10 protein-coding genes are annotated in these 13,852 nt (G+C 40.3%); 4 read left to right on the top strand and 6 right to left on the bottom strand.

Features of this window, described 5'->3' with window-relative positions:
* Positions 1-15: 15 nt before the first annotated feature.
* The gene (locus DUT70_RS01215; RefSeq protein ID WP_240431992.1) at positions 16-810 is read right to left on the bottom strand and encodes a LiaF transmembrane domain-containing protein; all 795 of its coding nucleotides are present in this window, start codon (positions 808-810) and stop codon (positions 16-18) included.
* Between the two features lie 157 nt (positions 811-967).
* Here DUT70_RS01215 and DUT70_RS01210 point away from each other — a divergent pair, with 157 nt between their 5' ends.
* Entirely contained in the window at positions 968-1,840 is an 873-nt protein-coding gene (locus DUT70_RS01210; RefSeq protein WP_113645483.1) for a ChaN family lipoprotein, read from the top strand.
* 641 nt (positions 1,841-2,481) lie between these two features.
* Here the strand turns inward: DUT70_RS01210 and DUT70_RS01205 are convergent.
* Positions 2,482-4,515 (bottom strand): TonB-dependent receptor, encoded by a 2,034-nt coding sequence (locus DUT70_RS01205; protein WP_113645482.1) that lies wholly within the window; start codon positions 4,513-4,515, stop codon positions 2,482-2,484.
* A gap of 42 nt (positions 4,516-4,557) precedes the next feature.
* The gene (locus tag DUT70_RS01200; protein ID WP_240431991.1) at positions 4,558-4,938 is read right to left on the bottom strand and encodes a YchJ family protein; all 381 of its coding nucleotides are present in this window, start codon (positions 4,936-4,938) and stop codon (positions 4,558-4,560) included.
* Positions 4,939-5,046: 108 nt separating this feature from the next.
* Between DUT70_RS01200 and DUT70_RS01195 the strand changes: the two genes are divergently transcribed.
* Together DUT70_RS01195 and DUT70_RS01190 are read left to right on the top strand one after the other, a co-directional pair.
* Entirely contained in the window at positions 5,047-6,249 is a 1,203-nt protein-coding gene (locus tag DUT70_RS01195) for a GAF domain-containing sensor histidine kinase (RefSeq protein ID WP_113645481.1), read from the top strand.
* Between the two features lie 226 nt (positions 6,250-6,475).
* Complete coding sequence (locus DUT70_RS01190) at positions 6,476-7,228, top strand: SDR family NAD(P)-dependent oxidoreductase (protein ID WP_113646522.1); 753 nt, start codon at positions 6,476-6,478, stop codon at positions 7,226-7,228.
* A 264-nt stretch (positions 7,229-7,492) separates the two neighbouring features.
* Here DUT70_RS01190 and DUT70_RS01185 read toward each other — a convergent pair whose 3' ends face one another.
* The 3 genes from DUT70_RS01185 to DUT70_RS01175 form a co-directional block, all read right to left on the bottom strand.
* Positions 7,493-8,569, bottom strand: coding sequence for a phytase (locus tag DUT70_RS01185; RefSeq protein WP_113645480.1), 1,077 nt, complete (start codon positions 8,567-8,569; stop codon positions 7,493-7,495).
* A gap of 102 nt (positions 8,570-8,671) precedes the next feature.
* On the bottom strand, positions 8,672-10,330 hold the full coding sequence (locus DUT70_RS01180; RefSeq protein ID WP_113645479.1) for a tetratricopeptide repeat protein: 1,659 nt from the start codon (positions 10,328-10,330) through the stop codon (positions 8,672-8,674).
* Between the two features lie 9 nt (positions 10,331-10,339).
* The gene (locus DUT70_RS01175) at positions 10,340-13,162 is read right to left on the bottom strand and encodes a TonB-dependent receptor (protein WP_113645478.1); all 2,823 of its coding nucleotides are present in this window, start codon (positions 13,160-13,162) and stop codon (positions 10,340-10,342) included.
* A gap of 302 nt (positions 13,163-13,464) precedes the next feature.
* On the opposite strand from DUT70_RS01175, the gene DUT70_RS01165 reads away from it, so the two are divergent.
* The gene (locus tag DUT70_RS01165; protein ID WP_113645476.1) at positions 13,465-13,839 is read left to right on the top strand and encodes a hypothetical protein; all 375 of its coding nucleotides are present in this window, start codon (positions 13,465-13,467) and stop codon (positions 13,837-13,839) included.
* The last annotated feature ends 13 nt before the right edge of the window (positions 13,840-13,852 follow it).

Here is a 13,852-nt window from a genome sequence, read left to right as displayed (position 1 = left end):
GGTTTAGCGAAAAGATTAATAACTCTTAAACTCTACCCCTCCAAAAAGCACCACTCCTCTTATAATAATCAATTTATTTGCCTGTTCCGTTGCTGGATAAATGGCTCTCTTATCATCCACCCCACCAAAGATGGCAGTAACTTCCGATTTTATTTGCCAAGTAGCGGGCACTACAATTTTCACGCCCCCAAAGATGGCAGTCACATCCAATATAATCTGTCCTTCAAAATCAGATTGGGTCAAATTAAGATCTCCGCCACCAAATACAGCAACCATCTCGCCTCCTTTTAGGTTTTTAGAATAGATAACCTGATTGCCTCCGCCAAATACATTTACAGAATTAATGTAGTCGTTGCTATATTTTTCCCTATCATCGCTAATGGGTTCAATAGGTTCTTGCTCTTGCCCTACAGGATTTACATAATCGAACTTTTCAAAGCGTTCTTTTCTACGTCGCCTTTTATCTCTACAATTAGAAACGTCTTTAGGTTTAAGGATGAGATAAAGGCCGAGGGCTACAATGGCAATTGGCAGTGCTATATGAGGCATTTCGTAATCATCCAAAATGTCATCTAGCGTAAAGTAACTACCAATCAGCACCATCACAAACCAACCGCTACTCCTGAAATTATGACGAGCTCCTACAAACAAGCCGATGATCACTAGCCAGACACTCCAATTAAAAAACCAGTGCGGTAAGCCTAAGCCAAAATTTCTTAGCAACAAAAGCGCACCAATACCCATGATGATGAAGCCTGCCCAAACTTTTCCTGAGCGATTAACCATATTTTTATTTTCTATATTTTCCATTTGTCTTGTGCTATTTGATATGTCCAAAAGTATCTCAACCTTTTAAACCACACAACACAAGACGGTTATTTGCTATCCAATTATCGGTAAAATGCATTAATTTATCGGTAAAAATTTTCGTTAATTTGAAAACCATCGGTTAAATACAGACAAAGAAATGAAAACACTTAGCCTTATCCTCCTTCTGGCCCTTCCTATTTTTGTAAATGCGCAGGATTTAAGCCAACATTACAAAGTCTACGACGTAAAAAAACAGAAGACCATTAACTTGGATGATATTGTAGCCGAAATGGCAAAAGCTGAGGTACTTTTCTTTGGCGAAGAACACAATGATTCGATAGGGCATTACCTAGAGGTTACATTATTTAAGAAGCTGGCCGCTGCCTATCAAAACAAAGTGGGTTTAACCCTAGAAATGTTCCACACCGACGTACAACCAGTGATTAACGAATATTTAGCTGGCATCATTACCGAAAAGAATTTCATTAAAGAAAGCAGAGCTTGGAACAATTACAAAGATTATAAACCCATGATTGAATTTGCCAAAAACGAAGGGATTGTAGTGATTGGTGGCAATGCGGCGGCTAGGTATAGCAATTCCGTGACTAAAAATGGATTGGAGATTTTAAGCAAGTTACCCGCTAGCTCCAAGCAATTTCTACCTCCAAATGCAGTTGATACCTTAACTGGCAGATACTATGAAAAGTTTATGGATTTACTGGGCGGTCACGGAATGGGTGCAATGAAGGTTTATCAAACCCAAAACTTTTGGGATGCCACCATGGCTTGGTCTATTGCAAAATTTGCCAAGGAAAATAAGGGAAAGAAGATATTTCAGGTGAACGGACGTTTCCATAGCGATGAAAAATTGGGTACTTATGCACAACTACAAAAGTTAGCACCAAAGCTAAAGGCTTTAAACATTGCTTCGTTTGCAGCAGAAGATTTTGAAAACCCGAACTGGGAAAAGTATCAAAACTTAGGCGATTACGTCATTGTAACTGACCCCAAGGTAAAGAAGAGTTTTTAACACTCTATGAGTATCTCTCCCAGTGGGAGAGAAAAGCAATGTTTGTTAGGCATCATGTTACTCTCTCCCTCTGGGAGAGATGCCCACAGGGCAGAGAGGGCAAACACGTTGACGAGATTCTTTGCTAGCTTAACATCACAACAACGCGTCATCTCGACCGCAGCGTAGCGAGTGGAGAGATCTTTGAACCTTGCTATCCACCATGCCTGTCATCCAGAGCGCACCTGTACCGACCATTCGGTAGCGAAGGACTCATTGGAGCTTCTGTTATCTATTACAGCCGAAATGACGAGGGATAGCGCTTCAAGACCTCAAAGAGGTCTAATATTTATAAAAAACCTAACCCCTTCGATACGACTCCTACAGAGTCGCATACTTGGACAAATGTGTTTTCAATAACGATGAAATACTTCGAATTTTAACAGCTAAGAGACTCTTCGCTAGCTCAGAATCACAACAACCGAACACAACAACGCGTCATCTCGACCGCAGCGCAGCGAGTGGAGAGATCTTTGAACCTTGCTATCCACCATGCCTGTCATCCAGAGCGCACCTGTACCGACCATTCGGTAGCGAAGGACCTCATTGGAGCTTCGGTTCTCCATTAAAGCCGAAATGACCGAAGATCAACCAAACTTTTGCTATTTCACCCACCCAACTTTTAAACCAAAATAAAAACTCCTGCCAGGCGCTACATTGTAATACCTACCACCAAAACCATTAATATCATTGCCCAAGCTATAGGTTTGATTTAAAAGGTTATCTACCCCAGCAAATAATTGTACAGGCAAGTGTTTAATACGTTTTTGATAGCCTAACTTAGCCGATATCAATTGAAACGCATTGGCATATTGCGTGTTGGCATCATTAAGCGCAATTTTAGCAGTATGATTAAAAGTCACGAAAGCCAATAAGCCACTTTTGTGTTTAATATCGGCCATTAAAGTATAAGTATGCGGTGCCACTCCAGGTAAACGATTACCTGAAAAATCCTGATTGACCTGCACAAAATCATCATATTTAAATTGATGCCAAGCATAGGCTCCCTGAAGCAATACCGATAATGGCTGACTTTCCTGAAGCAATTGGTAGGTTAAACTCGCTTCTACCCCCTGCTGCTTGGTTTGTCCAGCATTAACATAGTAGTTCGCTCCCGCAGCATCTCTACGAGTCACCACCGCATTGCTCAACAGCATATGAAAATAACTGGCATCCAAAAACAAACGCTGGCTAAGCAACTTCCATCTAAAACCAGGCTCTATGTTCCAACCTTTTTCTGCTTCCAAAGCCAAATTATAGCTATTGTTATCCGCAAAAATCTCACTACTAGCAGGAGGCGAAAATCCTTTGGCCACATTGATATAAGTAGAAAAGTTTTCGTTAGCATTAAAAAGTACAGCAAAACGCGGTTGTACCTCACCACTAAACTTTTTACTTGCATTAATATTGGGTGTTTCGCTATTGCGAAGAAAATCAAGTCGAAGATGATTGGTACTTGCTCCAACGGTAAACAACCATTTGTGTACCTGCCAATTCACTTGGGCAAATGCCAACCACTGTAATAAATCAAGTTGGTCATTGGTAATTTGATCCCCCTTGTTTCCCTGTAAGTTTCTATAGGTCCTAGAGCTAAAGTCGCCCTTTTGCAACTCTCCACCAAAATGTAAAGAAATATTGCTCACAGGTTCATAAACAAAGGCAGTTCTTCCACCCCAATGTGGTTCCTTTTTAAACTCGTAATTTTGGATGGCTGGGTTTTCCGTTTCATTATAAAAACCATACAAGCTCGTCGTGTTTCGCCACTTTTCATGAAAAGCATAGCGATGTACCAAGCCCAGCAACAAAGCCTCCTGCTGTATACGCGCATTAGCTAAAATAGCACCTTGATTAGCACCTACACTTGGTCGGGCTTGTCGAGGGTTAGCCTGATATTCTGCCAACGTTAACGCCCCAGGAGTTTGGTAATTAAGGTCGCTATAAATGGCATGTAGGGTTAAACTTGCTTTGGAGAAAGTAGGCAATTGAGTTTGGTAACTCGCCACGCGTCTTCTCATTTCCGTATGCGCTCTATAACCATCGGCACTTTGTTCCTCGTAAGCCAACAAGTGTTGAGGCAATTGCAGTTTCACGTTATAATTTAAGGTCCCAAAACTACCTCCACCAACACCCGCATCTACCATTGCGCTGTTATTAACTACAGGTGCATTAAATAGCACTACACCACCAGTACCAATACCATATACGCTACTGCCTGGGCCTTTAATCAGTTCTGCCCCTCCTACATTGTAAAAACCCAACATATTCAGCATCGAGTTCCCGCCTGGAGCCGTAAAAGGAATATCATCGTAATAAATTTTCACATTGCGTACGCCATAAGGACTACGTACCGAGCTCCCCCTAATGTTCAAACGATAACTACCAGGTGAACGCTCTTCCATACGAGCGCCTGGTGTGGCGTTGATAGCTTGCAACACATTCGTATTGGCATAACGTTGCAATTGTGCTAAGCCTATTTTGTTGACAGCCGTTGGGGTGGTCATCAAAGTTTTACTGCCATAAGCATTAATCACTACACTATCTAAAGTAAGCTTATTGGTGTCTAGCTTTTGCGCCCAAAGGGGAAAACTAAGCAACTGAAATACGAAAGGTAAAATGAAACGAGTGGATCTACGCATGGGGTTCTGAACAAATAATTAAAAGCTTTGTTTAAATTGAATTTAGTGAAAATGATCACCTGAAAAATAATACCACTGCTCTTTTTCTTTTTTAAACTGCGAGCGCTCATGATGAACATATTGCTGCAATCCTTTTTGATAATAAGCTTTAAACTCCACCACATGCTTTTTAGCAGAAACAATTTCCAGTTTTAGCCAATGATTGGCTCTGGCCCATTGCGCCATATCTACTTTGTTGTACAACTGTCTTTTAGCTGGATGGGTAGTGTCCCATAAGTAGTCTATCAAGTGCAATGCATATGCACTATATCTCGACCTCATAAGCAATTCGGCACTTTGTGGAAGCGCTTCTTTTAAATGGTAAACTTCGCAGCATTGGGCATAAGGCTTGCCCGACGAACAGGAACATATTATTGTTGACATCCCTCAAAAATACATTAAAAAGAAAATTTAGCACACCTCAAAAATTGCTTTTTTGGCCGCTAATTATATTTTTGTAATAAAACATCTCAAAACTAAATATTTAAGCAATTGCAAACCACCCGTACAATCCCAGCGAATGAGAGTGAAAGGTTGGCGAGCTTATTTAAGCTCGACCTAGATTATACTGCTTTAGACAATACTTTTAAAGACTTGAGTTTTCTCGCTGCTAAAATTACAGGAACAGAAATTTCATTGATCTCATTCATCGACTCGTATACCCAATGGATTGTCTCGCGGTTTGGCCTAGATATCTATCAGACGCCAATAGATGATACCGTTTGTCAATTCACTCTTGGTGAAGAAGATCATTTGGAAATTGAGGATCTATCTAAAGATCAACGCTTCGTTTCAAAAGATTTTGTTGGTGAACCCATGAACTTGAAATACTATCTTGGTATTCCACTTAAGTCAAGTGAAGGCTTTAACATTGGTTCCTTGTGTGTAATCGACAATAAACTTCATGGCAAGTTATCCGAGGAAAAAATTGAACAGCTGAAAATTATCGCCCGTCAAATCATCTCTCGAATTAATGATGCAAGTAGTATTAAATCATTGCAAGATCAATTGCGCTCGCAAACAGATACCTATAAAAAAGTAGCACACGATATTAGAGGACCTATTGCAGGCATTATAGGCTTAGCCGATATGATTACTGGTGACTTGGCCGAATATCCGAAAGATGAATTGCAAAACATTGTAGGGATGATGGGCAAAAGTGGGCAATCTGTACTGGATTTAGCGGATGAGATTTTAAAAAGTTCCTCAGAAAAGCTGAACGGTAATGCAGAAATCTTTAATTTGAGAATTTTTAAAGAAAAACTGGACAAACTATATCAACCGCAGGCTTTTAACAAACAAATCAATTTGGACGTTGAAGCGAATATTGCTTTTGATACCATAAAAATCAAGAAGGACAAGCTAATGCAGATCAGTGGCAACCTCATTTCTAATGCCATCAAGTTTACCCCTAACGGCGGCAACATTAAAGTAGTATTAGATCTTTTTTTAGAAACCAATCAAAAAACGTTGATTTTAGAAGTAAAAGATAACGGAACGGGCATTAGTCAAGAAGCAATTGATGAAATTTTAGAAGGTACTGCCGAAAGTAGCGATGGTACCATTGGCGAAAAAGGATACGGATTTGGTTTGCCTATGGTTCGAAAACTTCTGAACGAACTTAATGGCGAAATGAACATCGAATCTAAAATAGGCCAAGGCAGTTCTTTCCAAATCAGAATACCATCTGTGTAGCACATTTCCACCAATAGAGACTTACGAAGTTTAGAGCAGTTAGGCTTACGAAGTTTTAAAAACTTCGTAAGCCTTAGAAAGTAAAAACACTTCCTCCATCTCTTTTGACAGGTTTCTGTCATAAACAGCACCTCACTCCTTAAAATAAAAACTTCCGCTATAACCACTTGTTTTAAGAATGAAACTTTCAATTACCGAAAGTCACACACTTAAAACTTATTATTTTATGTCATTACTATTAAATAAAGTAGCCTTGGTTACTGGCGCTGGTTCAGGCATCGGTAAAGCCATTGCAGAAGCTTACGCACGTGAAGGTGCCAAAGTAGTCGTATCAGACATCAACGAAGAACATGGAAATGCTACCGTAGCAGAAATACAAAGAAGCGGTGGAGAAGCTCATTTCATTAAAGCTGATTCGAGCAGTGCAGAAGACAATAAAAACTTGGTAGCGGGTACTGTTGCCAAATACGGAAGGTTGGATATTGCTTGCAACAATGCAGGTATTGGCGGCCCAGCGGCTCCTACAGGCGAATATGACATTGCAGGCTGGGATAAAGTAATTGCCATCAACTTAAGTGGCGTATTCTATGGATGTAGATATCAATTGGAACAAATGGAAAAAAATGGCGGGGGTAGCATTGTAAACATGGCTTCTATACATGGCACTGTGGCTGCACCTAATAGTGTGGCTTATACCGCGGCCAAACATGGGGTAGTAGGTTTAACCAAAAACATTGGTGCCGAATACGGACAGAAAAACATTCGCTGTAATGCAGTTGGTCCAGGGTATATCCATACGCCTTTATTGGATGACAATTTAGACGAAGCAAGCTTAAAAGCAGTAGCTGCCAAAGCGACGATGAACAGACTTGGGACTCCCGAAGAAGTAGCTGAACTGGTGGTATTCCTTAGCTCAGATAAAGCATCATTTACTACTGGTGCTTATTACATCACCGACGGCGGTTATACCACTGTTTAAAGGTATTTAGACTTACGAAGTTTGGGAAGTAAGTTTAAGGACTGGTATAAACTGTCTAAATTTTTAATTTGCGACATGCACGTCATGCTGAATTTATTTCAGCATCAGTGATAACAGCCCCTTACCTGTAGCAAAGCGAACAGCTACGAAGTAAAATAAATTCAGGGTGATGGTAAATAAAAAAGTAAAAAGTTTGACTGAAATTTATACAGTTTCTTAAAAGACTTACGAAGTTTCAAAAACTTCGTAAGTCTCTCAACATGATTATTTCTTCACCTGCGCTGCTTTAATTTTAGCAGCAATTAACCTCCAATCATAAAAATGAAAAGTTCTATCAGTACTCATGGCTACAAAAATCCCTTCTGGATATTGAGGACCTAAATTCGCTGAAACCACATCAGCACCATCAGTTTCCATCGCACTCACTGGTATTTCAGCAATGAGATCATACTGATGAGCATTGCCTTTACTACCCTCACGTGGATAAACCATAAAACTTTGCGAACCTTGGTTAGACACTAATAAGTAACCCGTCTTTTCTCCAGTTTTGTAAATCGCAATCCCCTCGTGGTCTACCGAAAATCCTGTTTGAGCAAACAAAACCAATTCCTCATTATGATTTGCAGCAGGATCTGCCCAATATTTACGTATGCCTACTTGTTCATCAGAGTAATAAACATAACCTAGTTCGTTATCTACCGCAATCGCTTCAATCTCTTTTTTGCTGCTGTATTTCCCAAATTTACGAACCAACTTGGCGGCTACAGAACCATTTCCAGCATCTGCCAATTGATATTGCCATAAATAACCATCCGCTGGTCCTGTTTTTCTACCCACAATGGCAAAAATAGCGTGGTCGCTTGGACGAGTGTACAAAGCGATCCCCATAGGATCACGTTCCGTTTCGCCAGCAAACACTTCAATACCGCCATTGTCAATAGGTAGTAAATCGGGCAAACTAAAAATCCTGATTTTATTAGCCTGGCGTTCGGTAGTGACCGCAATATCTACTTTTTTACCGCCAAGCATAATGCCATAGGCAATGTCGACATTATTGGGGCGTTGTATTCCGCCTACTCTTTTCACTATTTTACCCGACAAATCAAAAGCATATAAAGCGCCATCTTTGTCTTTATCTGTACCTATCACCAAGCTTTTGCTAGGATCTGTTGGGTTAATCCAAATGGCAGGGTCATCGGTATCATGCTTTACTTGCTCGGTAATTACGGTTGCCTGTACGGTATTGGGATTATTGGTGTTTTTTGATTGAGGTGCTTTTTGAGCGCATGCGGCCAAAGGCAAAATAGCCAGTGCAAAAAAATATTTACTTAGTGTATTCATTGAATAGGATTAGTATGCACAAATGTTGTACATAACGGTTATTAAAACAAAAAAATAGCGTTACAAATAGTGAACAAGCCTTTACAAAAAGGCAGCTTGGTTTTAAATAGATTGTATAAATGCGGTTAAACTAGCGCCCTGCTCCAATTTAAGCTTTTTGCGCAAACTATAACGTGCTACACGCAAACTATCGGTAGATACGCTTAGCAGTGCGGCGATATCCGCGGCATTAATGTTAAGTTTGATCAAAGAAATGAACTTGATATCGGTAGCAGAAAGACCTGGATTGATTTGCTGCAAACGATCGAAGAACTCTTGGTTAATTTCCTCGAAAATTCTTCTAAAATCATCCCAATAAGCATCTTTATGAAAGTTCTGGTTGATTTTATTCAACAGACTACGCAGTTCTTTTTTATAGCTTCGTCCATCACTTTTAATCATTTCAGTAAGAGCATCCCTAATGTCTTCCAGCAACTGGTTTTTTTGGATAGTCTGCAAGGTATGGGCCGTGATTTCTTTGGCTTTGGTATGCAGGTTTTCTTTCAGATGTTCTTCCTGCATTTTTTTATTGTTCAAATCAATCTCCATCAGCTCCTGTTTCGTCTTCAATATTTTCTCTTCTCTTTCCCTAATTTCTCGCTCTCTTAAAATACGATGACGTTGGTTGCGGATAATGATGGCAGCCACCAAAATAAACACCACAGCAGCAATGCCCGACGCAATGTAAATGGCCCAAGCAATTTTTTCCTGTCGTGCCATTTGAGCAATTTGCAGTTCTTTCCTATCCAAACCATAAATCACCTTAAGCAACGCCTCCTGGTTTTTACTTTCTTCGGAATAGGAGCTCAAAAAATGTTGTCTACTCAATTCTAAATAGTAAAAGGTACTATCGCTTTGCTTTAAAAAGCTAAAGGTTTTTCCTAGATCTCGATAGGCACTACTTAAACGACTATACGATTTGGTACTTTTAGCCAGTTTTTCTGCCTTGCGGGTATAATGTAATGCTTGGGTATATTGCCCCTGCTTACGGTACACATCCCCCACATTGTTGTAGGCATCAATCAGCATTTCCGTATTGCCACCTTGCTCAAACCAAGCTAGCGCTTTCGAAAAATGGAAATAGGCTTTGTCAAATTGCGATTTATCTTCGTAGATGCTCCCCAAATTCTCGTGTACCAAAGCTGCCCCCTCAGCATTCCCAATCGCATCAAACACTTGCATGGCCTTTTGCTGATAATAGTAAGCACTGTCGTAGTCAAGCACTTTCTCGTAAAAATGACCCAAGTTGGCATAAGTCTTAGCAATGCCCGTGCTGTCTTTAAACAACTGATAGGTGCTTAACGCTTTGAAATATGACTGCTTAGCTTCCTTTTGCTGTTTGGTGATGAGAAACAGCAAGGCCAAATCATTCAGGTTATCTGCAGTTTGCTTCTCATTTTTATGCGCCCTGAAAATTTCATTGGCCTTAATGTGGTAGCTTAAAGATTGGGTAAACAAACCCATCTGATAACAGATTTGCCCCATTTGCTGCAAGGCCCTTGCTTCCCCCTGTAAATCGCCGTTGCCTTTTGCTTGCTTATAAAGTTCGTTTTGTTGAATGAATAGGGTATTTGATGGACTTGCCACAGCACTAGAACCCAAACCCATTTCTTTGATAGCAGTCGCATTTTGTGCAAGGAGATTTCCCCCTGCACAAAATACGGTTAAGATCACTAATATGGCTTTATGCCAATGGCGCTTTTTACTGCTATCGTCCATCATTAAAAACAATTAAAAATCAAACTTAACCCCCAAATTATATCTCGGACGGTAATACTCTATCTGTCTGCTTTGGTTGCTCAAGCCTTGGTAATATCTCAACGGCTGATTGGTCAAATTGGTTGCTTCGGCAAAGAACCTAGCTACTTTCGACACTTTATAAGAAGCATTGGCATCCAAAAAGAACTGTTTGTCATAAAACACATCACCAAAGTTATCAGCACCTAATTCATCAATATAAGCAGCGGTGTAGTTGGCCGAAATCCTTGCTGAGAAGCGGCTGTTTTCCCAAGACAATGAAGCATTAAGCATGTGTGGTGCAGTTCCTGGCAAAATCATGCCTTCTCTCAATTCGCCATCACTATTGGTCACCCCTTTAGCTTTCGATTTGGTGTAGGTATAGTTGGCATAAATACCGAAACCTTTCAAAAACTTGCCTGGTAAAAAGTCTAACTGTCTTTGTACAGCCACCTCAAAACCATATACATTTACGCTTTCACCATTTCTACTTTGGGTAAAGGCCCATTGTTCGCCCGCGGGAATTGGATTGGCCAAATCAGGGAAGTCATTTGCAAATTTTGAAGTCGTGTAAGCCCTGTCACTATAGGTGTAAATGAAGTTTTTCAATCGCTTATAGAAAAAGCCTCCAGAAATTAAACCTACCGATTTAAAATACTGCTCGGCCATTAAATCAAAGTTATAAGCATAAGTAGCATCCAAATTCGGGTTACCAGCAGACATTTCCTCATCACCCGCAATAATGCCCACAAATGGCGTAAGCGCATAGTAATTTGGTCTAGCTAAAGCGGTAGTGAAAGCCCCACGTAAAATCAAATCATCATTGGCCTGATATTTCAAGGCTAAACTTGGCAACCAATCCGTATAATTGTTTTTAGAGGTACGTTTACCCGCTAATTCCTCCTCTTCCTCAATCACATTACCCGTGTAGTTAATTCTGGTATGCTCCATACGCAAACCTACAATGGCCGATAGCTTCTCGGTCAAATCTTGGTCCCAACGCAAATAACCTGCTAAAATATTCTCCTTGGCATTGTAGTTAAGCGCCAAGTATTCTGCCGCGGCATCCGTAGCTTCAAATACCGCTGGATTATTTAAATTCAAACTTGCCAAATAAGCTCTGCTGGCAAACAATCCTGGAACATATTGACTACCTGCCTGAAATTTCTTGCCATCAAAATAGCTGTTCGGAATTTGGCCCAGGTTAGGAATCAAATCACCATCAAGAGGCTCAAACTCAGTGAAGCTATTGTTACGATCCTTTTTCTTAATTCTCAATCGACCACCAAAACGTAAACGACCTTTTTGTCCATCAACCACCGATAATGGCATTCTAAAATTAAGTTTCGCTCCAAACTCACTCTCTTTGGTCAAATCCGTATTCTCAGAAATGGTATTTAAACCCACGGTATTAGCGTCAAAATTGGTGGTCGTAAATAATGGATAATCAGAACTACCAGTAAAATTGATCGTCCTATTGTTTTGTCTGAACAAGATGTAACGCTCGTTAGGACGATACTCTCTGGCTGTGGAGTAGCTTGCCGCCCAGTCCATATCCAATCCCGAAGCAATCAAATGCTCACCACGCAACGAGTAGTTTTGCACACGTTGATCCTCCAAACGCGTCATTTTATTTCTGTCGTTATCAATACCACCTTTGGTTTGTAAACCAATACGACCTCTATAACCTATAATAGCATTGCTGGCGTTGTATTGTGGGGCAATATTGTCAATACGCATACGGTATCTGTTTTCTCGATCATCACGCCAGTTGTACATCGCATTTGCATAAATAGTATGGTTTTCGCCCAGTTTAAAATCTAATGTAGCAGCCACACTTCTTCTGATCCTTTGTACATCGTATTTTCTAATGTCGGTTTCCTCTACATAGGTGTTTCCAAAATCATCTTTTGCCCAAACCGCTTCCACATTATCTGAACCATAAACGTTGTTGTTGTAAGAACCACTTAACACCATACCAATGGCATTTTTCGCAAAGCGATTCCCATACACAAAACCACCCGTGTACAACATTTTGTCTCTAATAGGATTGTAACCTGTAGATAAAGTGGCCGAAATACGCTCACCATTTGGAGAAGCACGGGTAATCAAATTCACCGAACCACCAATCGCATCTGCATCCATATCAGAAGTAAGGGTTTTATTGACTTCGATGCTAGAAATCATATCCGAAGGAATCAAGTCCATTTGTACCCTTCTATTATCGCCTTCAGCCGATGGAATACGGTCGCCATTAAGCATGACCGAGTTCAATTCTGGCGCAAGACCTCTTACAATAATGTTACGGGCCTCCCCTTGGTCATTCTGCATGGTAATGCCTGGTACACGGCGCAAGGCTTCACCAATGTTGGCATCTGGGAAACGTCCAACTTGGTCAGAAGAAATAATGTTCGTGATGTTAGACTTGTTTTTTTGTTGGTTAAGCGCCCTAGCCTGTCCACGTAACCTGTCGCCCATTACCGTCACTTGGTTCATGGCTACCGCACCATCTTCTAAATAAAAGTGAATAACGGCATTACCGCCTTTCGAAACAGTTACGCTTTGTTTTTGGCTTTGATAGCCCATGTAGATGACTTCTACCTCGTAGGTACCTTCTGGTACTTTCAAAAATTCGTAATCTCCAATTTGGTTGGAAATGGTATAACGGTTACCAACATTTAATTTAACAGTAGCACCTGGTAACGAGGCCTTCGTCATTTTTTCAATGACCTTACCCGTAATCACACCACTACCCTGCTGGGCGTGGCAAAATACGACAGCGAATAGTAAAAGTACTGAAGTAAAAAGTGTTTTCATTTTTGCTTTTTAATTTGTTTGAAATCTTATCGACACGAAATTGAAAATTATACCTACCAGGTACCCCAATTCCTGCGTTACAAAAAAGAAACCACCATGAACAAGCCGTTAACAGAGTGGCAGCAAGGCTTTTCACACAATCGCAACACCTTGTTTTTCAAACCATTGCAAACATCCAAAAAGTCCATTAACATTCTATTTCCTTAATGATAAGTTAAGGTTAACTACCTGAAATTAAAAAACTGAAAACCTTTGCGTTTGCCTTGCTGTTAGTAAAACCGAAACATTAAGAATAGAACATTATGAAAACTCAATTTAAATTTTTAGCCGTCTTATTGATGATACCGCTCTTTTTTTTAGCATGTAGTAAAGATGATGACCCCGCTGATAATGATCTATTTGTAGGCACCTACAATGGTACCATTGGTTATAACAGTGGTTCAACATCTATCCGCACCGAAACAGGTAAAGTAACGGTGGTGAAAACAGGCAATAATTATGATTTTAAATTTTCGGATGGTATTCCAGATTTGAACGGCGTGCAATTCCAGAAAAACGAAAACGAGGCCGTATCTATTGGAAACGACGAAAGCAAGTACATCAAAATTACAGCTGGAACGCTTAAAATAGCTTTTACGAAGGATGGCGCAATTTGGACCGCCGACTGTACAAGGTAGTTGATTAGCGACT

The organism is Pedobacter chitinilyticus, assembly GCF_003313385.1.
Lineage (GTDB): Bacteria > Bacteroidota > Bacteroidia > Sphingobacteriales > Sphingobacteriaceae > Pedobacter > Pedobacter chitinilyticus.
Note: the sequence above shows the minus strand (reverse complement) of the source record. Positions and strands in the feature narration are given on the sequence as shown.